19 protein-coding genes and 1 pseudogene are annotated in these 26,371 nt (G+C 60.2%); 7 read left to right on the top strand and 13 right to left on the bottom strand.

All coding sequences use genetic code 11. The features are described from left to right. On the bottom strand, window positions 1–1,513 hold a 1,513-nt coding region (locus tag AC4GMC_RS08765), incomplete at its 3' end, for a Re/Si-specific NAD(P)(+) transhydrogenase subunit alpha (RefSeq protein WP_488054680.1). A gap of 442 nt (window positions 1,514–1,955) precedes the next feature. On the opposite strand from AC4GMC_RS08765, the gene AC4GMC_RS08760 reads away from it, so the two are divergent. Further along, entirely contained in the window at window positions 1,956–3,242 is a 1,287-nt protein-coding gene (locus tag AC4GMC_RS08760) for a DUF3422 family protein (protein ID WP_487879410.1), read from the top strand. Here the strand turns inward: AC4GMC_RS08760 and moaA are convergent. After that, window positions 3,239–4,252, bottom strand: coding sequence for a GTP 3',8-cyclase MoaA (moaA, locus tag AC4GMC_RS08755; protein ID WP_038004966.1), 1,014 nt, complete (start codon window positions 4,250–4,252; stop codon window positions 3,239–3,241). The genes AC4GMC_RS08760 and moaA overlap by 4 nt on opposite strands. 162 nt (window positions 4,253–4,414) lie before the next feature. On the opposite strand from moaA, the gene AC4GMC_RS08750 reads away from it, so the two are divergent. After that, a complete protein-coding gene (locus AC4GMC_RS08750; protein WP_487878345.1) occupies window positions 4,415–5,983 on the top strand; it encodes an AMP-binding protein in 1,569 nt (522 codons plus the stop codon). A gap of 131 nt (window positions 5,984–6,114) precedes the next feature. Beyond that, window positions 6,115–8,022: a monovalent cation:proton antiporter-2 (CPA2) family protein gene (locus AC4GMC_RS08745; RefSeq protein WP_487878344.1), complete on the top strand. Its 1,908-nt coding sequence runs from the start codon at window positions 6,115–6,117 to the stop codon at window positions 8,020–8,022. On the opposite strand, the gene AC4GMC_RS08740 is transcribed toward AC4GMC_RS08745, so the two are convergent. The 5 genes from AC4GMC_RS08740 to AC4GMC_RS08720 all read right to left on the bottom strand — a co-directional run bounded on the left by AC4GMC_RS08740 (window position 7,967) and on the right by AC4GMC_RS08720 (window position 11,269). Then, window positions 7,967–8,281: a hypothetical protein gene (locus AC4GMC_RS08740; protein ID WP_487878343.1), complete on the bottom strand. Its 315-nt coding sequence runs from the start codon at window positions 8,279–8,281 to the stop codon at window positions 7,967–7,969. The two genes, AC4GMC_RS08745 and AC4GMC_RS08740, sit on opposite strands and share 56 nt — an antisense overlap. A gap of 118 nt (window positions 8,282–8,399) precedes the next feature. Continuing rightward, the gene (gene nusB, locus AC4GMC_RS08735) at window positions 8,400–8,879 is read right to left on the bottom strand and encodes a transcription antitermination factor NusB (protein ID WP_487879354.1); all 480 of its coding nucleotides are present in this window, start codon (window positions 8,877–8,879) and stop codon (window positions 8,400–8,402) included. Beyond that, entirely contained in the window at window positions 8,876–9,424 is a 549-nt protein-coding gene (locus AC4GMC_RS08730; protein WP_487877408.1) for a 6,7-dimethyl-8-ribityllumazine synthase, read from the bottom strand. The genes nusB and AC4GMC_RS08730 overlap by 4 nt, the downstream gene beginning before the upstream one ends. Before the next feature lie 3 nt (window positions 9,425–9,427). Continuing rightward, on the bottom strand, window positions 9,428–10,549 hold the full coding sequence (ribB, locus tag AC4GMC_RS08725; RefSeq protein ID WP_052068238.1) for a 3,4-dihydroxy-2-butanone-4-phosphate synthase: 1,122 nt from the start codon (window positions 10,547–10,549) through the stop codon (window positions 9,428–9,430). A 120-nt stretch (window positions 10,550–10,669) separates the two neighbouring features. Next, window positions 10,670–11,269, bottom strand: a complete 600-nt coding sequence (locus AC4GMC_RS08720; protein ID WP_487877407.1) for a riboflavin synthase — start codon at window positions 11,267–11,269, stop codon at window positions 10,670–10,672. Between the two features lie 247 nt (window positions 11,270–11,516). On the opposite strand from AC4GMC_RS08720, the gene AC4GMC_RS08715 reads away from it, so the two are divergent. Both AC4GMC_RS08715 and AC4GMC_RS08710 read left to right on the top strand, forming a co-directional pair. Next, window positions 11,517–12,653 (top strand): polysaccharide biosynthesis/export family protein, encoded by a 1,137-nt coding sequence (locus AC4GMC_RS08715; RefSeq protein WP_487877406.1) that lies wholly within the window; start codon window positions 11,517–11,519, stop codon window positions 12,651–12,653. Continuing rightward, window positions 12,616–14,697, top strand: a complete 2,082-nt coding sequence (locus AC4GMC_RS08710) for a capsule polysaccharide biogenesis protein (RefSeq protein ID WP_487877405.1) — start codon at window positions 12,616–12,618, stop codon at window positions 14,695–14,697. Before AC4GMC_RS08715 ends, AC4GMC_RS08710 begins: the two co-directional genes overlap by 38 nt. Here the strand turns inward: AC4GMC_RS08710 and mfd are convergent. Together mfd and AC4GMC_RS08700 are read right to left on the bottom strand one after the other, a co-directional pair. After that, on the bottom strand, window positions 14,694–18,128 hold the full coding sequence (mfd, locus tag AC4GMC_RS08705) for a transcription-repair coupling factor (protein WP_487877404.1): 3,435 nt from the start codon (window positions 18,126–18,128) through the stop codon (window positions 14,694–14,696). The two genes, AC4GMC_RS08710 and mfd, sit on opposite strands and share 4 nt — an antisense overlap. Before the next feature lie 32 nt (window positions 18,129–18,160). Then, window positions 18,161–18,688: a component of SufBCD complex gene (locus AC4GMC_RS08700; RefSeq protein WP_487877409.1), complete on the bottom strand. Its 528-nt coding sequence runs from the start codon at window positions 18,686–18,688 to the stop codon at window positions 18,161–18,163. Between the two features lie 141 nt (window positions 18,689–18,829). Here AC4GMC_RS08700 and hemB point away from each other — a divergent pair, with 141 nt between their 5' ends. After that, entirely contained in the window at window positions 18,830–19,831 is a 1,002-nt protein-coding gene (gene hemB, locus AC4GMC_RS08695; protein WP_487878976.1) for a porphobilinogen synthase, read from the top strand. 193 nt (window positions 19,832–20,024) lie between these two features. Here hemB and AC4GMC_RS08690 read toward each other — a convergent pair whose 3' ends face one another. Then, complete coding sequence (locus AC4GMC_RS08690) at window positions 20,025–22,484, bottom strand: penicillin acylase family protein (RefSeq protein ID WP_487880373.1); 2,460 nt, start codon at window positions 22,482–22,484, stop codon at window positions 20,025–20,027. A 74-nt stretch (window positions 22,485–22,558) separates the two neighbouring features. Between AC4GMC_RS08690 and AC4GMC_RS08685 the strand changes: the two genes are divergently transcribed. After that, entirely contained in the window at window positions 22,559–23,434 is an 876-nt protein-coding gene (locus AC4GMC_RS08685) for an NAD(P)-dependent oxidoreductase (protein ID WP_487878483.1), read from the top strand. A 111-nt stretch (window positions 23,435–23,545) separates the two neighbouring features. Here the strand turns inward: AC4GMC_RS08685 and AC4GMC_RS08680 are convergent, their stop codons facing one another. From AC4GMC_RS08680 to AC4GMC_RS08670, 3 genes and pseudogenes are all read right to left on the bottom strand, one after another. Further along, window positions 23,546–23,911, bottom strand: a complete 366-nt coding sequence (locus AC4GMC_RS08680; RefSeq protein ID WP_487878482.1) for a hypothetical protein — start codon at window positions 23,909–23,911, stop codon at window positions 23,546–23,548. Between the two features lie 228 nt (window positions 23,912–24,139). Then, a complete protein-coding gene (gene acs / locus AC4GMC_RS08675; RefSeq protein WP_487878481.1) occupies window positions 24,140–26,098 on the bottom strand; it encodes an acetate--CoA ligase in 1,959 nt (652 codons plus the stop codon). Between the two features lie 82 nt (window positions 26,099–26,180). Then, window positions 26,181–26,371, bottom strand: a pseudogene (locus AC4GMC_RS08670) (ABC transporter ATP-binding protein); the annotation flags it as partial.

Genomic DNA, 26,371 nt, shown 5'->3' with positions numbered 1-26,371 from the left:
TCGAGGCCATAAAGACCCCCAACGCGGCGAGTATTGTAATCAGCACGCTGCTCGATCCGATCTGGATCAAAGCCCCCAAGATCACGATCGACGAGATCGCGTTGGTCACCGCCATCAGCGGTGTGTGCAGGCTGTGTGCAACGTTCCAGATCACCTGGAAGCCGATGAACACGGACAAAATGAACACGATAAAGTGCTGCATGAAGCTCGCAGGTGCGATCAGACCGACACCCAGAACCAAGGCCCCACCGACCGCCAACAAGGTCACCTGTTGTTTGGTCTGCGCTTGGAAGTCCGCCATTTCTTGTGCGCGGCGTTCCTCGGGGGTCAGCTCCTTGGGCTTTTCTTTCTTTTGCACCGCGATTGCGGCCACTTTGGGCGGCGGCGGTGGGAAGGTAATGTCGCCTTCGAACGTGACGGTCGCGCCACGGATCACATCGTCTTCCATGTTGTGTACGACTTGACCGTCCTTCTCAGGGGTCAGATCGGTCATCATGTGACGGATGTTGTTGCCGTACAAAGTAGAGGCCTGTGTGGCCATCCGCGACGGGAAGTCGGTGTAGCCGATGATGATCACGCCGTTGTCGGTGACAACGCGCTCATCCATCTTGGTCAGCTCACAGTTGCCGCCCTTTTCAGCCGCAAGGTCCACGATGACGGAACCGGGCTTCATCATCTCGACCATATCTTTGGTCCAAAGGATGGGCGCGGCGCGGTTCGGGATCAGCGCGGTGGTGATCACGATGTCCATGTCTGGCGCGATCTCACGGAACTTTTCAAGCTGCTTGGCTTGGAACTCGGGGCTTGAGGGCGGCGCGTAGCCACCTGTCTCAGCACCATCGGGCAGTTCACTGTCTTCGAATTCAAGAAAGACGAACTCGGCCCCCATGGATTCGATTTGCTCGGCCACTTCGGGGCGTACGTCGAACGCATAGGTGATCGCACCCAAGCTGGTCGATGTCCCGATCGCTGCCAGACCCGCAACACCCGCGCCCACAACCAAAACCTTGGCGGGGGGGACTTTACCGGCTGCGGTCACCTGACCGGTGAAGAACCGGCCAAAGTTGTTGCCAGCCTCGATCACGGCACGGTAGCCGGCGATGTTGGCCATGGACGACAGAGCGTCCATTTTCTGCGCGCGTGAAATCCGCGGAACCATGTCCATCGCGATCACGTTGGCGCCCTTGCTTTTCGCCAATTCCATCAGCGCCTCGTTGGCCGCCGGATAGAAGAACGAGATGAGCGTTTGGCCCTTTGTCAGGCGCTTGGCTTCCGCGTCGCTTGGGGGGCGGACCTTGGCCACCACATCGGCTGCTTTAAACAGCGCCGCGGCGGTTTTGACCACCTCTACGTCGGCTGCCTTATACGCCGCATCAGAGAACCCGGCCGCTTCGCCTGCCTTGCTCTCAATGACCACATCATAGCCAAGCTTTTGCAAGGCTTTGGCGCTGTCGGGCGTGATCGCAACGCGCGACTCGCCCTCAAATATCTCTTTCGGTGCCCCGATTTTCACGTTTCCGTCCCCTCATTACAAAGCGCGCACGTCACGCATCTCTGGATTGGTAAACGGGCCTTAACACCACACAGGCAGCCAGTTCAACGGCTTGCCAGATGCGAAATGGACGCTACGGCACTTTGGCCAACTCGATGTTTTCACGCGAAATGTCGCCAATGCCACAAGGCGTTAGCGCAACCGAGTTGAGCGAAATCATATTATTTTAAGGCCTTAGGGCCGGGTCATGCATTGAATACATATGTATACCAATTTGTCATGCACCTCACGCATGGGTGAATCCGCCCATTCCACTGCGACACTTTTTCATGTGCTGCCGTGGCTTGTGAGCAACAAACTTACAATTGCTGCACCAGAGCATACCAATGTATTCCCATAAATGCCTTTGCGGCCTCACTTTTTTGCACTACCTCCAAGGCAACAGCACGAAAGCTCTTCCTATATGTCTCCGCTCCAAGACCACCCAAGTCGCTACGCCCTGGCCAATGAACTGCACGCACGGCCGTTTCCATCCCTGCGCACCCCCTGTCAGGCGGCATACCTCGCCATCAAACAGCCCAAAGATGCGGCCAACCGGGACCGCGCCGCAGACCGCGCGCACCTGTTGGATCTGCTGGACCGCTACGGAACATCCCACCCCGCGCCAGAGGATACACACTTTTTTGGGCAGATCGGCCGCTACCACCTCAAGTGGGAAAGCCACACAGAGTTCGTGACCTACACCGTTTTCGGAGACATCCCCGAGGGCCCGGCCTTTGACGCCAACGGCTTCAACGTCTTCCCTGAGGATTGGCTCGAAAACGCGCCGGGCGCGCGCATCACATCCTGCTTGATCCGGGTCGAAGAACGCCCCGCCGCCGAAGCCGACATCAGCAAACAGTTCGATGCGTGGTTTGTGCCCGAAAGCCTCGCGGCGTCCAGCGTGCTGGACGAAAGCGCAGTTATCGCAACCGATTTTCGTATCGACGCCAGCGGGCACATGCGGATGGCAGCCTTTGTCAGTCCGGACACCGGGATGCGCCGGATCGGCCGGGTCATCCAACGCCTGTGTGAGATTGAGACCTACAAATCCATGGCCATGCTGTGCCTGCCCAAGGCCCGCCGCTTGGGCGCACAACTTGGCGACATGGATCAGACCCTCTCCAAACTGGTTGAGGACATGCGCAACCCAGATGCGCAATCCGTCGACACGCTGGATGGGCTGCTGGAAATCGCATCAGAGCTGGAAACCATGCTCGCCCGCTCTGCGTTTCGCTTTGGGGCGCGCGGCGCCTATGAGGCGCTGGTCAACCAACGCATCGCGGTCCTACGCGAAGAACGCTATGGCGGACGCCAGACGTTTGCCGAATTCATGATGCGCCGGTTTGACCCCGCAATGCGCACCTGTGTGTCAGTCGAACGGCGGATGGAGACTATGGCCGAACGGGCCCGCCGCGCTGGCGATTTGTTGGGCACACGTGTGAACGTCGAACGCTCTGAGCAAAACCAAAAGCTGCTCGAAAGCATGGATGAACGCGCCGCCCTTCAACTGCGCCTGCAAAAGACGGTTGAGGGTCTGTCAGTCGTCGCGATCAGCTATTACGCTCTCAACCTAGTGGGTTACATGCTGTACCCAGTCGCCTCACCCTTTGGGCTGAGCAAGGAATGGGTGTTCGGCTTGGCGGTCGTACCCGTGGTCATACTTGTGTGGATGATGGTCGCACGTATCCGCAAATCGATGGAAAGCTAGCCGCCCGTATGGCTCATGTGGCGGGTCATTTGCCCGTCCGCTTTCTGCCGGGAATAGTCGAAATCATGGCCCTTAGGTTTACGCTCAATCGCGGCGCGAATGGCGGCCTCTAGGGGCGCATTGCTGTCCGGATCAGCACGCAGCGGCGCGCGCAGGTCGGCCATATCCTCTTGCCCGAGGCACATATACAATTCACCCGTGCAGGTTAGGCGCACGCGGTTACAGCTTTCGCAAAAATTGTGGGTCAGCGGCGTGATAAAGCCGATCTTTTGCTGGGTCTCCTCCAACCGCACATAGCGCGCAGGCCCACCCGAACGCTCTGCCAAATCGCTCAGCGTGAACCGCTCCGCGAGCCGCCCGCGCAAATCCTTCAAAGACCAATATTGATCCAACCGGTCCTCGTTGCCCAGATCCCCCATCGGCATGACCTCAATAAAGGTCAGGTCCATGTCCCGCTCCGCACACCAATCCACGATTGTGTTCAGCTCGTCCTCATTGAACCCCTTCAGGGCAACAGCGTTAATCTTGACCCGCAGCCCCGCCTTTTGCGCGGCGTCAATCCCGTTCAGCACCTGAGACAACCGCCCCCAGCGCGTGACCTTGGCGAACTTCTCATCGTCCAGCGTGTCCAGCGACACGTTAATGCGCCGCACCCCTGCCGCATACAGATCGCCCGCATATTTCTGCAACTGGCTGCCGTTCGTTGTCAGCGTCAGTTCCTTGAGCGTACCCGCCTCCAGATGCCGCGACATCTGGTTGAAAAACGTCATGATCCCTTTGCGCACCAACGGCTCACCGCCCGTGATCCGCAGCTTTTCAACGCCCAGCCCGATAAACGTCGAACACATGCGGTCCAACTCTTCGAGCGTCAAAAGCTCCTTTTTCGGCAGGAACGTCATGTGTTCGGACATGCAATACACGCACCGAAAATCACAGCGATCAGTGACAGAGACGCGCAGATACGAAATCGGGCGCTGGAACGGGTCGATCAGGGGGGCTACGTTGCTCATTGCGAAACTCTATGTGCAGGTTGCAAAGCCTGCAAGAGGTTAACATGCGTCAAAGGGGAGGAAACGGAATGCAACGCAACCCAAACGTGCGAGGGCCTATTCTTGGCTGAGGTCAAACGTGCAAACCCTCGCACCATCCCAACCCTGCAATCGTGGGACGCGATGCGCAAAGAATTCGCATGGTCCGTGCCTGACACGTTTAACATCGCGGATGCCTGCTGTGATCGTTGGGCCGCGTTGGTACCCGATCAAATCGCGCTGATCGAACACACCCCACAGGGCCGTGTCGAATGGAGCTACCGCGCACTCAAAGATGCCTCTGACCGACTGGCGGGGGCTCTTCGCGCCCGCGGGTTTGAACGCGGTGACCGGCTAGGCATCTTGCTACCACAATGTGCAGCGACCCTGATCGCGCATTTCGCCGCGCACAAACTGGGCGGTATCTCATTGCCTTTGTTCACTTTATTTGGCCCTGATGCGCTAGCCTATCGATTGCGTGACAGTGGGGCTGCGGCCCTGATCACTCACCCCGCAGAGCTTGAAAAACTCGCGGGGCTCGACCTGCCTGCGCTGCACACCATCGTCACAACCGCACCTGCATCTGGCGCACTGTTCCTTAATGACGCCCTTGAACACGCGCCCATCACCCGCCCCGTCCAGACCTCTGCCGAAGACCCCGCCGTGATGATCTATACCTCTGGCACGACCGGCGCCCCCAAGGGCGTGCTGCACGCGCACCGTTTTTTGATCGGCCATATGCCCAGTGTGGAATGTCACCACGAAGGGTTTCCGCAACCGGGCGACAAGGGGTGGACACCCGCCGATTGGGCCTGGATCGGCGGGTTAATGGATATGGCCCTGCCCTGCCTATATCACGGCGTGCCGCTGGTCGCGTTGCGAATGGCAAAGTTTGACGCCGAACGCGCGTGGTCCCTGATCGCGGACGAAGGCATTCGCAACCTATTCTTGCCGCCCACTGCCCTAAAGCTGATGCGCACAGCCCCGCGCCCAACAGGCCTAAACATTCGCACCATCGGCTCCGGCGGCGAAGCCCTTGGCCCCGACTTGCTGGAATGGTCGAAACGCGAATTAGGCGTCGCGATCAATGAATTTTACGGCCAGACTGAATGCAACCTCGTGCTCGCCTCTTGTGCAGGAACGATGCCGCAAAAACCCGGCTCCATGGGGCGGGCTGTGCCAGGGTTTGACGTCTCGATCCGAGGACCAGAGGGGGCGGTGCCAAGCGGCTCAGTAGGTGAGATTTGCGTCCGCACCCCAAATCCGTGCCAGTTCCTGCACTACTGGAACCTGCCAGAGAAGACCGCCCAAAAGGTTCGCGATGGATGGCTGTACACCGGTGATCTCGGCATCATGGATGACGATGGGTACGTGACCTTTGCCGCGCGCGATGACGACGTGATCACCTCATCTGGCTATCGCATTGGCCCGTCTGAGATTGAAACTTGTTTATCCGCACACCCCGATGTCACGATGGCCGCCGTGGTTGGCCTTCCCGACCCGGCCCGCACGGAGGCCGTGACCGCGTTCGTCACCTGCCCGAACGATGCCAAAAACGTCGAAGCCACCCTCATTGCCCACGTGAAATCCCGTCTATCACCGCACCTCGCCCCGCGTCGGGTCATCGTCCTAGACGCTCTACCAATGACCGCGACGGGCAAAATCCAACGCCGCGTCCTGCGCGACAGCTACGCCACGCTCTATACCGGCTAACCGTGCTGCACCTGCAACATGGCGCTGGACGGCGAAGGGCGAAGCGGACTAGCCTGAAAATGGATGTGCGTCATCCCAAAAGTGACCGCATTCTTTTCTGCCCAAGGGCCAAGAACGACTGAGGATTTTTCATGCAGGGCATACTTGCGGACGCCGTTATCTACCTGCTTGCGGCCGTGATCGCGGTGCCAATTTGCGTCCGGTTTGGTCTGGGGTCCGTGCTTGGCTATCTTCTGGCCGGGATCATCATTGGCCCCGTTCTGGGCATTGTCGGCGCCGAAACCCAAGACCTGCAACACATCGCAGAATTCGGGGTCGTGATGATGCTGTTTCTGATCGGGCTAGAGCTTGATCCGCGCGCCCTGTGGGGGATGCGCGCGCGCCTTGCAGGCCTTGGCGGGCTACAGATATCAGTCACCATGGGGGTCGTCACAGCCGCGGCCATGGCGCTTGATCTGGAATGGAGCGTGGCCCTCTCGATCGGGATGATATTTGCCCTGTCTTCAACCGCTATCGTCCTGCAAACATTCTCAGAAAAAGGGTTAATGCGCACAACTGGGGGCCGCTCCGGCTTTACGGTTTTGTTGGCGCAAGACATTGCGGTCATCCCAATGCTGGCCTTCATTCCGCTGCTCGCGTTGCCGGGATTGCACAACGCCGCCGGTGGCGATCACGGCGGAGGCCACGGTGACGAAGGCCCCGTGATGCACCTGATCGACAGCTTGCCCGCATGGGGTGTCACGCTCGTGACGATCGGGGCTGTGGTGGCGGTCGTACTGGGTGGGCACTACCTGACGCGGCCAATTTTTCGGTTCATCCACATGGCCAAGTTGCGTGAAATGTACACGGCGGTCTCACTGCTGTTCGTCGTCGGGGTCGCGGCTCTGATGCTAACGGTGGGGTTATCACCTGCGCTGGGCACGTTCCTTGCGGGGGTTGTGCTGGCAAACTCCGAATTCCGCCACGAGTTAGAAGCCGACATTGAACCATTCAAGGGCCTCCTGCTGGGTCTGTTCTTCATCACAGTTGGTGCGGGCATCAACTTTGGCGTGTTTATGTCTGCGCCTCTGATGATCATTGGGCTTACATTCGGGCTGATCGCGGTAAAGGGACTGATCCTTTACGCCTTGGCCATGGCCGCGCGCCTGCCGCGCAAAGACCGGCTGCTGTTCGCCCTATCACTGGCCCAAGCTGGGGAATTCGGCTTTGTGCTCACTTCTTTTTCGGTCCAACAAAACGCGGTGCCAGCGGAACTGGGCCAAGCCCTCCTGCTTGTTATCGCATTTTCCATGCTGCTCACGCCCGTCCTGTTCATCGTCTACGAACAAGTCTCCAAAAGCCTCGTGGACCCCACTCCCATCACGCCCCACGACGATATTGATGAAAAACAACCCGTGATCATCGCGGGCATCGGGCGCTTTGGTCAGGTTGTGAACCGCATGATGCAGATGGCACAGGTGCGCACGGTCGTGTTGGACAATGATCTGGCGACCATACAACTGATGCGCCGCTTTGGGGTCAAAGGCTTCTTTGGGGACCCCACGCGCCCCGAACTGCTGCACGCCGCCGGATTTGAGCAGGCAAAGGTTTTGGTCGTCGCGATGGATGACCCCAAAGAGGCGATCAAACTGGTGGAATATGCCCGCCGCGAACGCCCCGATTTGCACATCGTCGCCCGCGCCTATGACCGCGTGCACACCTATGCCCTCTACCGTGCGGGTGCCGATGACATCGTCCGCGAAATGTTCGACAGCTCCCTCCGTGCGGGTCGCTACGTGTTGGAAAACATGGGCTACACGGAATATGAGGCGAACGAAGCCGAACAAGCGTTCTTTAAGCACGACCGCCACGCGCTGCTAGAATTGGCAAAGCTGTGGAACCCGGACCTACCGCTGGCAGAGAACGACGCCTATGTCGCGCGGGCGCGTGATCTAAACAAAGACCTCGAAACCGCGCTTTTACGGCACGAAACCGGTGAAGACGTCACCGACGCCGAGGATGCACCCGATGCTGTGCCTTCTCCACAGGGATCGGGATAAGCAGTTCGGCCTGAGGCCGCCCACCCCCCGTGCGATCATCGCGGCCAAGCGACATGATCGCGCGGCCCATCTGCACCGAGCCGAACGTAATGACGAACAACATCGTCATCACCGTAAGCGCGATAAACCCTTCGCTGGTGTTCAGTACCAGATGCCGCAAACCCACGACATCAAACGCCAGCAGCAGACCGACAAATGCCACACCCGCCACAGCCCCGATGGCCGCGTGTTTTAGAAGAAATCGAATATGGTTTGGCATGCGCAGTCTCCGTTCTGGGGGCGTCGCCGTGATGATACACGCAAACGCCCCATGATTGGTTAACTGTGCGTGATTTTCGTCAAAACAACCCGTTTCAGCCAAAAATACGGCTGATCGCTTAGGCAAACGCCTCAGGACGGGCTTCGCGAGCCATGTGATCGAGCACCGCGTTCACGAACTTAGGCTCTTTGCCCTCGGGGAAAAACGCGCGCGCGACGTCGACGAATTCAACAATCACGACCTTGGGCGGAGTTTTTGCCCCGATCAATTCCGCACCCGCAGCCCGGAACAATGCCCGCAGTGTGGGATCAATACGATCAATCGGCCACTTGGCCACCAATGCACGGTCGGTCATTTGGTCGATCTTCGCCTGACGCTCCACCGCGCCCTCCAACAGATCGCGGAAGGTGTCCAAATCGCCATCGGCCATCTCACCGATGTCGTAATCTGCACCAAACCGGTGATCTTCAAATTCCACGCGGACCTTGTCCACGGTCTGCCCTGCGGCTTCCATTTGGAATAGCGCCTGAACGGCAAAAAGGCGCGCGGCAGATTTCATCTGCTTTTTCAGCGCCCGGGTATCTGAAGAAGTCGTCATGCAGTTGTTGGCCCTTTGGTCGTTTCCGCCATCAAGACGGTGCCTGCAGGCTTGAAGCCCACACCAGAGGGCGGTTTAGCGAATTTCCGTGTCAGCGCAACCAAATGCAACGCCGCTGCAGCCGCACCGCCACCTTTATTTTGATCCTGAGGATCTGCGCGGACCTCAGCCTGCTTACGGTTCTCGACGGTGAGGATACCGTTGCCGATACACGCCCCCGAAAGGCCCAGCATCGTGATCCCGCGCGAGCTGTCATTGCAGACCGTGTCGTAATGCGTGGTCTCACCCCGAATGACACAGCCCAAGCCGACATAGCCGTCGAAATTCGACTGCCGATGGGCAATACCAATCGCTGTTGGAACCTCTAGCGCGCCGGGCACCTCAACCACCTCATAGCTTGCGCCTGCGGCTTCTAGTTCCGCAGTCGCGCCCGCCAACAGGTTGTCAGCGATGTCTTTGTAATACGGCGCAACCACGACCAAAACCTTAACAGGCGCGTCAAAGGTTGGACGGGGTGGGGAATAATGCTGCTCAGCGCTGGCCATGATCTACTCCTGCGGAATGGGGTGGGTGCCGGTTATGGCCAAGCCATAGGCCTCAAGGCCGACGACCTTGGGCGCGCCCGAGTTGGTCACAAGGATCATCTGCGAGATCCCAAGTGCGGCAAGGATCTGCGCGCCCAACCCGTATTGCCGCAACTTCTGCGGCGAGGCTTTGCCCTCGGTATCCAGCTTCATCGCCGTATCGCGCAACAACACAACAACGCCGCGATCTGCATCCGCAATCACGTCCATGGCGCGCGAAAGATCGCTTTCACCGATGCCCAAAACGTCCTCAACGGGGTTGAGCGCGTGCATCCGCACCAAAACAGGCTCGGGCGTGGAAATGTCGCCTTTTGTCAAGACAACGTGCTCTGCGCCCTCAGTTTCGTCGGTAAATATCCGCAAAAGCCAATCGCCACCATGGGCCGATGTCACCGGACGCGACGCCGTTTGGTTCACCAGATTGTCGTGCCGCCGCCGATACGAGATCAAATCACTGATCGTCCCGATCTTGAGACCATGGCGCTGCGCGAAGGAAATCAGATCGGGCAGACGGGCCATAGAGCCGTCCTCTTTCATGATCTCACAAATCACGCCAGAGGGGTTCAGCCCCGCCAGCCGCGAGATATCCGTCGCGGCCTCCGTGTGGCCCGCACGGACCAACACACCACCGTCGCGCGCGCGCAGGGGAAAGACGTGGCCCGGCGTCGCAATGTCCGCCGCAGTCTTGCCCGCGTCGATCGCAACAGCCACCGTGCGGGCCCTGTCATGGGCGGAAATGCCGGTCGTCACACCCTCACGCGCCTCAATCGACACGGTAAACGCGGTTTCATGACGGCTAGAGTTCTGCGTCGCCATCAACGGCAGGCCCAGCGCGTCAATCCGCTCGGTGGGCAGCGTCAGGCAAATCAGGCCGCGCCCATGGGTGGCCATAAAGTTGATCGCATCCGGCGTCGCCATCTGCGCAGGGATCACCAGATCGCCTTCGTTTTCACGGTCCTCGTGGTCCACAAGGATGAACATACGACCATTGCGCGCGTCCTCAATGATCTCCTCAATGGGGGAAATCACGTCGGAATTGGCGGCTTCAACGGGGCCGGGTGCCTCAAAGGGCAGTGGATCTGACATGGGTCTCTCCTGATATCGTTGCGCAGGCACATAGCCTGCCCGCGCCCGCGTGACCAGCCGTGCCGCGACGGCTGTTGGGAAAAGTGAGCGGCGACGCCTCCGCCAAAGGGACGTGCGCGGCTACGCCCAGTCTTGCAGACGGGCGACGTAACGGGCGAGCGTGTCGATCTCAAGGTTGACCTTGTCACCCACCTTTGCCGCGCCCCAAGTGGTCACGGTTTTGGTGTGCGGGATCAGGTTCACCCCAAAATGCGTGCGCCCGACCTCATTCACGGTCAGCGAGGTCCCATCCAAAGCGACGGACCCTTTGGGCGCAATGAACCGCGCAAGCGCTTCGGGCACCTCAAAGGTGTAGCGGGTGCTGTCACCCTCATCGTGCATCGCGGTGATGTGCGCGACACCATCCACATGGCCCGACACGATGTGCCCGCCCAACTCGTCACCAACCTTTAGCGCTCGTTCAAGGTTCACGCCGCGCCCTTCGGCCCAATCAGAAATCGCGGTCTTGGAAACACTTTCCGCCGAAATATCCACATCAAACCAAGCGCCCTGCGTATCGCGGCCCCGATCCACCACCGTCAGGCAGCAACCGTCACAGGCAATCGACGCCCCAAGGTCAATGCCCTCGGGGTCATAGGCTGTGCCAATCCGCGCCCGCAGATCGCCGCGCCGCTCTAGCGTGCGGATCATTCCTACATCGGTGATGATACCTGTGAACATAAAGGCCTCCTGTTGCTCACCGCGAGGTAGCCCTAACCACCTGCCAAGACAAGGCTGCGGGCACATTGCACCCCGACCAAACGCGCGCGCCTGCCCCAAATCCTTGTGAAATAAATGCCACACTCGGCGAAATTTCGTCTATCCCAAGGGCAAACGCCCATGAAAAACTAGAATTTCACCTCCACTCGGGGTACTCTTTTCCAAAATATAAACACTGAGGCACTTCGGCAGCTAGGAGCCCATTCTTTTGATTACCACGGCACCCCGGGGGGCGAAGATTATCGTCCTGGTGTTGATTGCGTCTCTTGTGGCGGCCTGCGGGTTGCCACGCGGTGGGCCAAGCAAACGCCAAATCTTTTCAGGTTCAGTCCTCGAACAGGGCGACGCATTTATCGTATCCGTCAATGACCGCGTCACGCGGGCAACGGGCATCGTGCCTGCGTTGGGCTTTTCGGATGAGCTGATCAATGCGGCCCCCGTTGGCGCGGACACCATCCGCCCCGGCGACACGCTGGGCCTCACAATCTACGAAAACGTTGAGGACGGGTTGCTCGCAAGTGCGGGCCAAAACGCCTCCGTTATCAATGAGGTCCAAGTGGACGGCGCGGGCTTTATCTTTGTGCCCTACGCCGGACGCATCCGCGCGGCGGGTAATTCCCCCAATCGCCTGCGCGAAATCATCACCGAACGGCTTGATGCCCAAACCCCCGACCCCCAAGTCGTTGTACGCCGCCTTGCGGGCGATGGGGCCACCGTTAGCGTGCTGGGCAACGTCGGCGCACAGGGCGTGTATCCCATCGAACGCTCCAACCGGATGCTGACCTCGATGCTGGCCACTGCCGGCGGCGTCAGCGCGGTGCCCGAAATCGCGCAAGTCACACTGGTGCGCGGCAATGCGACAGAAAAAGTCTGGCTGCTGGATCTGTATAAACAGCCCCGGCTCGACATTGCCCTGCGCAACGATGACCGCATTCTGGTGGAAGAAGACAGCCGTTCCTTCACCGCCCTTGGCGCAACCGGCGCCCAAAGCCGCCTCGCCTTCGAAAGCCAAACGCTCTCGGCGATTGAAGCCATCGCACAGGTCGGCGGGTTGAACAGCAGTCTGGCCGACCCTACCGGCGTGTTCGTATTCCGCAATGAGCCAGAGTTCATCGCCCGTCAGGTCCTGGACCGTGATGATCTGATCGGTACCCAGCGCTTTGCCTATGTGCTGGACCTGACAGAGCCTAACGGCGTGTTCATCGCCCGCGATTTCGTCGTGCGGGATGGCGACACCGTCTATGTGACCGAAGCGCCGTTCGTGACATGGAGCAAGACAATCTCCTCCCTCACAGGCTCGCTTGGCAATGTCGGCGCGGTCAGCCAGCTTGTCGAAGGCGGCTAAGCCCACCTTGGGATCGCGACCGTCCATTCCCCCTTCCACCGCGTCCGAGGGTCACCTTCGGGCGCGTTTCTATAACACCTGCTTTGCGACCGACCGCCGGATGCGCCGGATCATGCAGTTGGCCGGGATAAATCTGGCCTTTGGGCCAATCACGCGGGGCGGCGACACGGTCGCGGCCTACGGGCACGGCGCGCCCAACCACCGGGCAGAAGCGGCGGCCAAACGCGACACCCTCCCGATCACTCGCGTAGACGATGGCTTTTTGTGCGGCCTGCATCCCACCGATCACGGCGAGCCAAACATAGGCCTGTGCGTCGATCATCGCGGCAGCCACTATGATGCGCGCCGCCCGACTGACCTCGAAAACCTGCTGGCGCGACACCCATTCGACGATGGCCCGCTGCTGGCCCGCGCCGCCAACGCAATGGACCGGATGCGCCGGGCGCATATCACCAAGTTCGCGGCCGTGGACCCCGCGCTTGAGCCGCCAAAACCCGGCTATGTGCTGGTCATCGACCAACCCCGCGATGACCCATCTGTAACACTCGGCAACGCCTCTGCCGCCACGTTCCGAGAGATGTTGGTCTTTGCCCAGACCGAACACCCCCACACCCGGATCATCATCAAATCCCACCCCAAGGGGCACGTAGGCGCGGGCCATTTCACCGACGCCGACACAAACCGTAACATCACCCTAGAGGATCGCGCCCTCTCACCTTGGGCCCTGCTGGACGGGGCAATTGCGGTTTATACGGTGTCCAGCCACATGGGCTTTGAGGCGATCCTTGCGGGCCACAAGCCACAAGTGTTTGGCCAGCCGTTCTATGCGGGCTGGGGCCTGACGGCGGACCGCAACCCGATTGACCGTCGCCGCCGCACCCTCACCAAGGCGCAACTGTTTGCGGGCGCGATGATCATCTATCCCAAGTGGTACAGCCCCTTCACCGACACCTTGTGTGAGCTGGAAGATATCCTCGAAATCCTTGATGCGCAGGCCCGCGCGTGGCGCGAAGACAGGCAGGGGTATATCGGGACCGGCATGCGGTTTTGGAAACGCGCCGCCTTCCAAGAAATGTTTGGTCGCCCCACACGGATGACATTTACCGAAAACCTGCACGCCCCCGACCGCCCTGTGCTGGTCTGGAGCCGCGCAATCACACCAGAGCTGCGCGCCACCTGTGCCGCACATAATCAGCCGTTGATCCAGGTAGAGGACGGCTTTTTACGCTCTCGCGGATTGGGGGCCGCAATGACGCCGCCGCTTAGCCTCGTGCTGGATCACGCGGGCATCTATTACGACCCCCGCACCCCCTCGGACCTTGAAGGTTTGATCGCCCAATCCGCCAGCCTAAGCGCGGCCGATCAGGTCCGCGCCAAACGCTTGGTAGAGAACCTGCTAAAGCTGGGGGTGACGAAATATAACCTCACTGGGCGCGCGGCGGCCCCCACCCCGCCCAAAGACGCGCAGGTGATCCTTGTGCCGGGTCAAGTGGCGGATGATGCGTCCATCCTGACAGGCACGGACCGCGTTGCGGACAACGCCGCCCTGTTGGCCTACGCGCGGCGCGAAAACCCGGATGCCTGGATCATCTACAAACCCCACCCCGACGTGGAAACCGGTCTGCGCAACGGCCAAATCCCCGCGCATGAAGCCGATTTCATCGCAAGCGAGGCAGACCCCCTCGCGCTGTTAAAAATCGCCGATGAAGTGTGGACCATGACCTCAACCCTCGGGTTTGAGGCCCTGTTGCGCGGCGTGCCCGTCACGACCCTTGGCGCGCCGTTTTACGCAGGCTGGGGCCTAACCCGTGATTTGGGCAGCATTCCCGCGCGCCGCACAGCTCGCCCGACCTTGTTGCAATTCGTACACGCCACGCTGATCGCTTATCCGCGCTATTACGACGCCGAAACCGGGCTCGCCTGCCCACCCGAGATCTCGGTGATGCGGCTGGCACAAGGCGGCAGCATCCGCAGCGGATGGGCCGCCCGTGCAGGTGTCAAGCTCAAGAGCGTTCTAGCCTCGCTCCCGCGCACGGGGCGCTAAGCCGCAGAGGCCCGCGCATTCAAAGCCAAGTCCTTGGCCAAGGCAAAGGCCCCCTTCACGCGGTCGCCCTCAGATGGCCAATCCTGTTGGACGACGATCTTGGTGTCCTTGATCTTGGCGCGGCCGTTCTGCCCGTGAACAAACGCCACCAACCCGGCGGGATTAGCGTATTTGTTGTTATAAAACTCAATCGTGGCCCCCTTGGCCCCGACGTTCAGCTTGGCAATCCCGGCCTTCTTGCACATCGCTTTGATCCGCACGATCCGCGTCAACAACGTGACCTCCCGCGGGAGGGGGCCGAACCGGTCAATCAACTCAGCTGCAAAGCCCTCTAGCTCGACCTTGCTCGCCAGCGTCGAGAGCCTGCGATACAGACCCAGCCGCACGTCCAGATCGGGCACGTAATCCTCGGGGATCAGCACGGGCACCCCAAGGTTGATCTGCGGCGCCCACTGGTCATCCGTCTCGACCAAGCCCGCCTCACCGGCTTTCAACTTGGCGATCGTTTCCTCTAGCATGGATTGGTACAATTCATGGCCGACCTCACGCATGTGGCCGGATTGTTCCTCACCGATGATGTTGCCCGAGCCGCGGATATCCAAATCCTGCGAGGCAATGTTAAAACCCGCACCCAGCGCATCAAGCGAGCCCAGAACCTTCAGCCGCTTTTGCGCCGTGGGCGTCAGCTTCGTGCGCGGCTTGGTCGTCAAATAGGCATAGGCCCGCGTCTTGGACCGCCCCACCCGACCCCGAATTTGATACAGCTGGCTAAGGCCAAACATATCAGCACGGTGGATGATCATCGTGTTGGCCGTGGGGATATCGATGCCCGATTCCACAATCGTCGTGGCCAAAAGCACATCATATTTACCGTCGTAGAACGCGTTCATCCGGTCATCCAGATCACCCGCCGCCAACTGCCCGTGGGCCAGCGCATAGGTCACCTCAGGCACTTGATTGCGCAGGAATTCCTCCATCTCGGACAAGTCCGAGATGCGCGGCACAACCACGAAACTCTGCCCCCCGCGATAGTGTTCCCGCAACAGCGCCTCGCGCAGGGTGACGGTGTCAAACGCGCTGACATAGGTACGGATCGCAAGCCGGTCGACCGGCGGCGTGCCAATCACGCTCAGGTCCCGCACGCCAGACAGCGACATTTGCAGCGTGCGCGGGATCGGCGTGGCCGATAGCGTCAGGACATGCACGTCCGAACGCATCTCTTTGAGCCGTTCTTTGTGGGTCACCCCAAAATGCTGTTCTTCGTCGATAACCAAAAGGCCAAGATCTTGAAACTTGACGGTTTTGGCCAGCAGCGCATGGGTGCCAATGGCAATATCCACGGACCCATCCGCGATGCCTGCGCGCGTTGCGGCGGCCTCTTTGTTGGTCACAAAGCGCGACAGCTGCTTCACTGTCAGGGCGGTCCCGCGGAACCGCTCAACAAAGCTTGCGGCGTGTTGGCGCGCAAGCAACGTTGTGGGCGCAATCACGGCCACCTGTTTGCCCGCAGAGGCCGCCACAAAGGCTGCGCGCATCGCGACCTCGGTCTTGCCAAAGCCCACGTCGCCCACAACCAACCGGTCCATCGGACGGCCCGAACCTAGGTCGGACACGACGTCATCAATGGCCGACATCTGATCGTCGGTTTCGGTGTAGGGAAAACGCGCGGCAAAGGTTTCGTACATGTCATGCGGCGCGATCAATGCAGGCGCACGGCGCAGCGCGCGTTCCGCCGCAATCCGCATCAGCCGTTCGGCCACCTGACGGATGCGTTCCTTCAGCTTGGCTTTGCGCGCCTGCCATGCGCCACCGCCCAGCTTGTCGAGCATCCCTTCCGATTGGCCATAACGGCTCAAAAGTTCGATATTCTCAACCGGCAGGAACAGGCGATCCCCGCCTGCATACTCAAGCGTTAGGCATTCATGAGGCGCACCCGCCGCAGTGACGGTTTCTAGACCTAGATATCGACCGACGCCATGATCGACGTGTACCACCAAATCTTGTGCCGATAGGCTTTGCGCCTCAGTCAGATAATTCTCAGCCCGACGCTTTTTCTTGGGGCCGCGCACCAAACGCTCGCCCAAGACGTCTTGTTCGGAAATCACAACGATGTCCGAGGCCTCAAACCCCTCATCAAGCGGCCAAATCGTCAGGCCAACTTCGCCTTTGCCCACCTCTGATCGGTTCTTGATCAGCTTGACGTCCGTCAATTCCTCATCAAGCAATAGGCCCTGCAAACGCTCCCGCGCGCCGCCGGAGTAACTGGCGATCACCACGGCTTTGTCGGCGCGAACGGCCTGCACGTGCGACTTGAGCGCGGTAAACAGGCTCAGCTCTGCTTGCTGACGTTCGGGCGCAAAATTGCGCCCCTGACGCCCACCAAGGTCAATCACACCCGGCCCAGTGGGCTGGGAAAATGTGCTCATGTTCACGACGCGGCGGGGTGCCAGAGCGGCCCCCCATGCTGCATCATCCAGATACAACAAATCCGGGGGACAGGGTTTATAGACCGTGTCCACACGGCCCTTCGCGGTCATCGCCTCATGGCGGTTGTCGTACATGTCAGTCAGGCTGGTCCAACGGTCCGCGCGCAGGGCGTCGGCGTCGGGATCCACCACAACCGAAGCCGTAGGCATGTAGTCGAACAGCGTTTCCAGTGTTTCGTGGAAGAACGGCAACCAGTGTTCGATCCCGGCATGTTTACGGCCCGCACTGACCGCCTCATACAGCGGGTCATCTGTGCCTGCAGCCCCGAACTCAATCCGGTAAGTCTGCCGAAAACGCGTGATCGCGGGGCCATCAAGAATGACCTCGGACACTGGTGCCAGTTCAATTCCCTTTAGCTGTTCGGTCGTGCGCTGGCTTTGGGGGTCAAACCGGCGTAATCCGTCGAGCGTATCACCAAACAGGTCCAGCCGAACCGGCGCAGGCTCACCCGCGGGCCAAATGTCGATGATGCCGCCCCGGAACGCGTAATCCCCCGGTTCCATCACGGTTGAGGTTTGCGAAAAACCATTGCGCACCAGATAATCGCGCAGGGCCTTTTCGTCCAACCGCTGGTTCAGACGCGCGGCAAAACCCGCGCCGCGCAAAACCTCACGCGCAGGTACCCGCTGGGTTGCAGCGTTCAGCGTGGACAGCACGATCACCTTTTCCGAGAACCCATGCGCGAGCAGCGTCAGTGTCGCCATCCGCTCGGCGCTGATCTCGGGGTTGGGCGAAACGCGGTCATAGGGCAGACAATCCCACCCCGGAAGGCGCAACACAGGCACCTTGGGCGCGAAAAAGCGCAGGGCGGCGGCCATTGCCTCCATCCGTTTGTCGTCACGGGCAAGGTGCAGAACCATGCCGTTTTCCAGCTCGCGCAGCAAAACGCTCGCGTCAAAGCCTTCGGGAGCGCCAGAGGCGGTGATGTGATTGGAAGAAGCCATGGCCGTGGGAGGTAACGGGATAAGCGCCGCTGTCAACCGCCCAGCACGTTCGCGCTCATGTTTACGTACATGCCCCACATGGACGTGGCAAAGATCGACACGACCCCGACCATCTGCACTTTGACCCGATGCCAGCGCAAATGTTCCAGCAATGCGCCCACCTCCATCCCGGGAATAGCCCGAGCCGAATGCAGCGATAACGCCCAAACAATCGACATTGGAAAGCCCAGCAAGAACACCGCCTGCGCGAACTCAAGCCCGTAGACAAACCCCAGCGAGGCTAGGGCTGCCAGTGCGAAAAAGATGAACCCAGTGGCCCAGATACCGGACACATCAAAGATGTGGATCAAGCGGCGCGCATGCATATTGGCCAGCGTTTCTACGTCGCGCAGGGCGGCGTCTTGGCCGCGGTTGGCGCGTTGCACCATGTCGAATGGCACGCCGATGACCCAGTGCGCCGCCGTTGACCACAACACCGCCAGCGCGATCCAGAACCAAAGGTTCGAGAACGAGCGCATATCGATGACCTCGAAGGCCGTATTGAGCCAGAAAAAATCCACTGCGTGCCTTCTGCGGGTGGGGAATGGCTTTTCTTTGGCGCGCGGAGGGCAAATTTGCAACCCGATAGGACATTCGCGGGCCTTGCAGCCCATAGGGATTTTGTGTCACTCAAACCTGACACATCATTCCAGGAGGACGCGATGCGCCCGACCCAGAGCCCCTTTCCCGGCACGCGACTGCGCCGGACCCGTGCAACTCCTGCCCTACGGGCACTGGTGCGGGAGGATCGGCTTTCGGTGGATGATCTGATCTGGCCCATTTTTGTCTGCGACGGTGAAAACACGCGCCAGCCTGTGGCCTCGATGCCGGGGGTTGAGCGTTTGTCCGTGGACCTATTGGTTGAGGCCGCGCGACAGGCTGCGGACCTTGGTATTCCTGCGATCTGTCTGTTTCCCTACACTGACCCCGTGCTAAAAACCCCCGGCTGCGAAGAGGCATGGAACCCCGACAACCTGTCCAACCGCGCCACCCGCGCGATCAAGGCTGCGGTGCCCGAGATTGCGATCATGACGGACGTCGCACTGGACCCTTACAACGCCTATGGCCACGACGGGATCGTGGTCAACGGTGAGGTCATCAACGACGAAAGCGTTGAGGCCTTGGTCAAAATGGGGCTGGCGCAGGCGGAAGCAGGCGCGGATATCCTTGGCCCCTCGGACATGATGGACGGCCGCATTGGTGCCCTGCGCCGCGCGCTTGAAACCAATGGCCACAAGAACGTGACGATCATGTCGTATGCGGCGAAATATGCCTCTGCGTTTTATGGCCCGTTCCGCGATGCGGTCGGCGCCTCTGGCGCGCTGACGGGCGATAAGAAAACCTATCAGATGGACCCCCTCAACCGACGTGAGGCGATGCGGTTGATCGAGCGGGATCTGAGCGAAGGGGCAGACATGGTCATGGTCAAACCCGGCCTGCCATATCTGGACATCTGCCGCGAGGCCAAAGACACTTTTGGCGCGCCGACCTACGCCTATCAGGTGTCGGGCGAGTACGCGATGATCAAGGCCGCCGCTGCCAACGGATGGATAGACGGCGAGAAAGTAATGTTGGAAAGCCTGATGGCGTTTCGCCGCGCGGGATGTGATGGGGTCCTGACCTATTTCGCCCCTGAGGTCGCACGGATTTTGAACCGCGGCTAGGGTTCGGCCACGTGTCGGAATTTAGGTCTGCACATATGACCCATTGTTGCGCGCTCGCAACAATGGGTTATGCTAACTTACTTATAATTAACGATATTTATATCACGTTATTGATTTGTTAACCACGAGATACCGATGGTGAGGGCCATATCTTGTGGCCACGGCCCCGACCGCCGCTAATGCCCTGCGCAGCCTAGCGCGCAGGCTCAAGCACCGTGACACCCACCGCACCCGCCCGCGCCAAGGCGGGGTCTAGCGTCATCGGGATGTATTCGCCGCGACGCCACAACTCACCCAGATCATCGTAGTGGCGCGACAGCGGATGCCCGCTTTGCCCTGTTGAAATGATGAAAACTGAGCTTTCGGGATCAGAGAAATCATACACCCCGCGATAGGCCCCGGCATGGACGTTCGCGAACGGGTCAGGATCCACACCCGAGGTCAGCCCGCGCATGAGCGTATTATCCCCGCCCGAGGTAGATTGGCGGATGTTCACCACCAGCGACAGGCCCGGCACCTCCCCCAAGACGGGGTGGTCGTGGCGGGCTTCGTGGGCATCGCCCCAGCGCCAACTGGCGGGCGTGCGACCGTAGCGTTCCGTCAGCCAGATCAGCGCCTCATCCAGCGATATTCGGGCCATGTCTGCGCAGGTTTCAAGCGGGGTGGATTGGATCACGTCGCACCACGCTGCCGCCCCCTCCGCGTTGCGGTAAACCCGCTCGATGAACAGAGGCTCAACATGGGTATAATCATCAGCCAAGGGCCCCAGTTCATCGCGGATCAAACGATCCTGAAGGTGGCGCACCCAAGCGGCATAAATCAGCGGCTCGGGCAGGTGTTCGGACATCTCACCGTTCCATGCCGCCAAGAGCGTCAAGGCATCGTGGCGCGTGCGTTCGGGGGTGTCGGGGGCGGCAGCTTCGCCGGTGAACCAAAGGTCCCGCGCGATCAGCGGCAGAAGGGCCCGGGCCGAGATGCTGACCGGATCAAGCTGCGCTTCGATAAAGCTTTCGCGGGTGTGGGCCACGCGCGCTTGCATCAACCGTTCCCAGCGTTGGACACGCTGTGTGTCGCCCCACCAATGGCTGATGTGGCGGGGAAAGGGCTGATCCACGGTTTTGTTGTTGGTGTTGCCGACGATGCCACCTGCGGGGTCCACAAAGCGGGGGTTCATCGCGTAGGGCATGGTGCCTTGCCAGCGGTTGCGCGGCTCCCACCCCGGGGCGGGGATGCGCCCTTGGCTTTGGTGGTTGATGTCGCGCTGGGGTTGGTGGCCGATGATCTGCATCGCCACGCGGCGGCCATCCACGACCGTCAGGTTTTGCGCAGGCGCCACGTGGTATCGGCCGGCTTCAAGTGCCTCATCAATTGTGCTGGCGGCCATGATTTCGCGCGCGCCACGCATCGAGGTATCTGCGTCGTGAAGTGCGGTCCAACCCAGCGCCGCCACGTGCCCCTGCGGGGTCACACTGCCCAGATCGAACTGGCCGCGTGTCAGCACCGGGCCATTGTCCGTCCAGCGCAGGGTGATGGTCACGGGGTCCGCATCCTTGACCTGAATGATACTCTCTCGGACCTCAAAATCTTTCCAACCGTCGGGGGTGCGGTATTGGAACGGGTTGTCGGGATTTAGGCGTTCGATGAACACGTCTTGGTCATCTAGATAAGCCGAGGTCAGGCCCCAGCCGATTTGGTCTGAGCGCCCGACCAGCACCAGCGGCATCCCCGGCACGGTGCCACCGATCACGCCGCCAGTCGCAAGTTCAAGCCGCGCGAGGTACCAGATGGAGGGCGCGCTGAGCCCAAGGTGCGGGTCATTGGCCAGCAGCGTGCCGCCTTTGGCCGCGCGGGCGGGCGTCGCGGCCCAGACGTTGGAAGCCCCCGCCATGTTGCGCGAAGGTGCGGGCCACAATGCGGGCCGATCCGCGCGGGCGACTTGCGTCGGCTCAAGCGTGGGGAACAGCGCGCTGATCTCGGGCAGGACGGCGCGCCCGCCCCCCGGCGCATCCGGGTGCAGGTCCACCAACCGCTCTGCTGGCAGCACGAGGCCCGCCCGCGCGCGTGCGATTTCTTCCTCCATGTGGCCGGCCAATTGCAGGGCCATGATCTTGAGCACCGCAAGGCTATCGATCGGCCGCCACGGAGCGATCTGTGGCGGGAACAGAAAGTATTCTGGCGCGCCACGGCCCAAGGCCTCATCGTTGACTTGTTGGATGCGCGCGTTCACGCCTGCGGCATAGGCCTCCAGCATGGCCATCGTTTCGGGGTCTTGGGCGGGAATTGCGCGACTGGCCGCACCGTACAGGTCCAACCGGCGCAGAAGCTCATCCGTGCGCAGCGTTTCGGCACCAAACAATTCCGACAGGCGGCCCTGCGCTGTGCGCCGCATCAACATCATTTGCCACAGCCGGTCCTGCGCATGCACATAGCCAAGGCCAAAGTAGCTGGCCGCAGAGGTTTCGCCCAAGATATGCGGCACATTATGGGTGTTGCGTACGATTTCGACCCGCGCCTCAAGCCCCGCAACACGCAGCCGCTTGTCGTAGTCTGGCAGGGACCGTGCCGCGAGCAAGTAGCCCAACAACAGCCCCAAAGCCGCCAGCGCGAACACAACCCCAATGCCACGCACCGTCCACCGAAACACCTCGCCCATACTTGTCCCCGTTGACGGCCACGCTCATCCCGTTACGTAACGGTTGAGAACGCTATTTGCAAAGGGAGCACACCATGGCGAACGTCACATTTCTGGGCTTGGGGGTCATGGGGTATCCGATGGCCGGTCATTTGGTAAAAGCCGGGCACACCGTCACCGTCTATAACCGCACCGCCGCCAAGGCAGAGGCTTGGGTGACCGAGCACGGCGGCGAAATGGCCACAACACCAGCCGAAGCCGCAAAGGGCGCAGATTTTGTGATGTGCTGTGTGGGCAACGATGATGACCTGCGCAGCGTGTGCCTTGGGGACGATGGGGCGTTGGGGTCCATGACTGCGGGCACTGTGTTTGTCGACCACACCACGGTTTCGGCCGATATCACGCGTACGCTTTATGCGGCGGCCAAAGACAACGGCATCAGCTTCATCGACGCGCCTGTATCAGGTGGGCAGGCTGGCGCAGAAAACGGCGTGCTCAGCGTGATGTGTGGGGGCGACCAAAGCGCCTACGACCAAGCAGCCCCGATTATTGACGCATACGCCGGTGCCTGCGCGCGCATGGGCGAAACGGGCGCGGGTCAGCTGACCAAGATGGTCAATCAAATCGCGATCGCAGGCCTGCTTCAGGGCCTGTCAGAGGCGATGCTTTTTGCGGAAAAATCCGGCCTAGACGGGCGCGCGGTGGTTGATGTCATCAAGGGCGGCGCCGCAGGCAGTTGGCAAATGCTCAACCGTCATGCAACCATGCTTGATGACACTTATGATTTCGGGTTCGCGGTCGATTGGATGCGCAAAGACCTTGGGATATGTCTGGACGAGGCGAACAACATCGGCGCGCCTCTGCCCGGGACTGCAATGATCGATCAGTATTACAAAGACGTCCAAAACATGGGCGGCGGACGGTGGGACACCTCAAGCCTCATCAAACGTCTGCGCGCGCTGCAAGCCTAAATTAGGGTACGGGAACGGTCTGATTACAGGACCGAACAACTGTTTCCCTAGCCGCTTTGGCACGGCATTAATGATAAAAAACGGCCCTCATTGAGGCCGTTTTCCACGCATTTATACGATCTCGTAGACAAACGATGATCCGCGTCCCTTGTCGCGGGTAATGTTCAGTAGATCTCCATCTTGGACAAAGATCTGACAATCCTCGGGGGATGGGCCACGCGGCCCTGCCGTCAGTACCCGGCAGAAAAATCCGTCCTTGATAGACCAAGTGCCGCGCGTATCGGCACCACTGAATTCGCCAATCAAACTGCCATCCGCATTAAGCGTAAGAAAATCGGACGGGTTCAATTCCAACCGCTTGCCCAGCAATGGCGCAAACTCAGCGGGGGTGGTCAGTTGCACGGCAGTGGAGGCAACCTCTTGGGCGACGTCGCATCCCAGCAAAGCAAAGGGAACGACAAAGGCAAAAATTCTCATCACAAAACTCCAAAACATAAGCAATCGTTAATGCCGAAAGGCTAACGGCTATGTTTTGGTTGTGTCAAATATTCACTGGCGCGTCAGGCGATCTGGCGTGGAGGGCTTGGACCCAGCGCCACTGTCGCGCTGAAACGTTCTGGCGATGCGGCCGGACCTTAGCCGCGCTGTCGTCCCGTATAGTGCAAGAAAGCCCCGCGATTGGCGGGGCTTTCTTTTGGATCAAACCTATTCGGCGGCCGCGCCGTTCATCCGGTTTGCGATCAGATCGTCCACAACGGAGGGATCAGCCAGTGTTGAGGTATCCCCCAAGGCGCCGAAATCGTCTTCGGCGATCTTGCGCAGAATGCGGCGCATGATCTTGCCTGAACGTGTCTTGGGCAGGCCTGGCGCCCACTGGATCAGGTCTGGCTTGGCAATCGGTCCGATTTCGGTCCGGACCCATTTTTCCAGCTCTTTGCGCAGCTCTTCGGTGGCCTCAACCCCCGCCATCAGCGTGACATAGGCATAGATGCCCTGCCCTTTGACGTCATGCAGATAGCCGACCACTGCGGCCTCAGCCACTGTTTCGTGGGCAACCAGCGCGCTTTCAACCTCGGCGGTGCCCATGCGGTGACCGGACACGTTGATCACGTCATCTACGCGGCCCGTGATCCAGTAGTATCCATCCGCATCACGGCGGCAGCCGTCACCGGTAAAGTAGTAGCCTTTGTAGTCCGAGAAATAGGTTTTCATGAAGCGATCATGATCGCCCCAAACGGTCCGCATTTGGCCCGGCCAACTGTCGCGCAGGCACAAGACCCCTTCGGCGGCTGTGTCGGTGATTTCTTCGCCGGTTGTGGGTTCTAGCACCACGGGCTGCACCCCAAAGAAGGGCCGTGTGGCCGAGCCGGGTTTGGTCGCGGTGGCACCGGGCAAGGGCGTCAACAGGTGCCCGCCGGTTTCGGTCTGCCACCACGTGTCGACAATCGGGCAACGCCCGCCGCCCACAACGTCGTTGTACCAATTCCAAGCTTCGGGGTTGATCGGCTCACCCACTGTTCCGAGCAGTTTCAGCGAGGACAGATCGTATTTTACAACCCATTCATTTCCCTGCCCCATCAATGCGCGCAGCGCGGTGGGGGCTGTGTAGAACTGGTTCACCTTGTGCTTTTCGCACACGGCCCAGAACCGGCCCGCATCCGGATAGGTTGGCACGCCTTCGAACATAAGCGTCGTGGCACCATTCGCGAGGGGGCCATAGACGATGTAGCTGTGGCCTGTGACCCAGCCCACATCCGCCGTGCACCAAAAGACGTCGTTCTCATGGTAATCGAACGTGTATTGATGCGTCATTGCCGCAAACACGAGGTACCCGCCGGAGGAGTGCACCACGCCTTTGGGCTGACCGGTTGAACCGGAGGTATACAGAATGAACAGGGGGTCTTCGGCGTTCATCTCGGCGGGGGTACAATAGGTCGAAGCCTCAGCGGCCAGCGCGTTGTAGTCGAAATCACGGCCATCGACCCATGTGGTCTGGCCGCCTGTGCGCTTGACGACCAAGCATTTCACGCCGTCATTGCCATGCAGCAATGCTTTGTCCGTGTTGGTCTTGAGCGGCGTTTTGCGCCCGCCCCGGGGGGCTTCGTCAGCGGTGATCACGACCTTGGCGTTACAGCCGTTGATCCGTGCGCCCAAGGCATCAGGCGAAAAACCCGCGAAGACGATGGAATGCACCGCACCAATTCGCGCGCAGGCCAGCATCGCATAGGCCGCCTCGGGGATCATGGGCAGGTACAGAACGACGCGGTCGCCTTTGCCAACACCCAAACCCTTGAGCACGTTGGCCATCCGCGAGGTTTGCTCCAACAGCTCCCGGTAGGAGATGTGGCGCGCGGGCTCTGTTGGTTCATCGGGTTCAAAGATGATGGCCGTTTTGTCGGGGGTCGCTGTGGCATGGCGGTCGATACAATTGGCCGAAACGTTGAGAGTGCCGTCCTCATACCATTTGATGTCCACGTCGCCAAAATCGTAGCGGGTGTTTTTCACCTTGGTGTAGGGCTTGATCCAATCGATCCGCTTGCCGTGCTCGCCCCAAAAGGCGTCCGGGTCGGTGACGGAGGCGGTGTACATCGCCTCATACGTCGCGGCGTCTGCGTGGGCGTTGGCCGAAAATTCTGCACTGGGGGGATAGGTCTTATCGCTCATCGGTTTCTCCGATTGTGATGTAGGAAACGGAGGTAAGGCGCGCCGATTGGCGCGCCTTACGAAGGATTTTGAAATGTCAGCCTTAGATGGCGAGGTATTCGGCCCGCAGGCCTTCGTCCGCCAAAACATCCGAGGCGAGACCGTCAAAGACGATACCACCGGTGTCGAGGATCACGGCCCGGTCTGCCAGTTCCAGCGCGCGAACCGCGTTTTGTTCCACCAGAATGGTCGTCATGCCCTGTTCCTTGATGTGCATGAGGGTCTTTTCGATCT

Source organism: Thalassobacter sp., assembly GCF_982993085.1.
The sequence above is the reverse complement of the archived record's forward strand: the minus strand, read 5'-3'. Positions and strand labels throughout refer to the sequence as shown.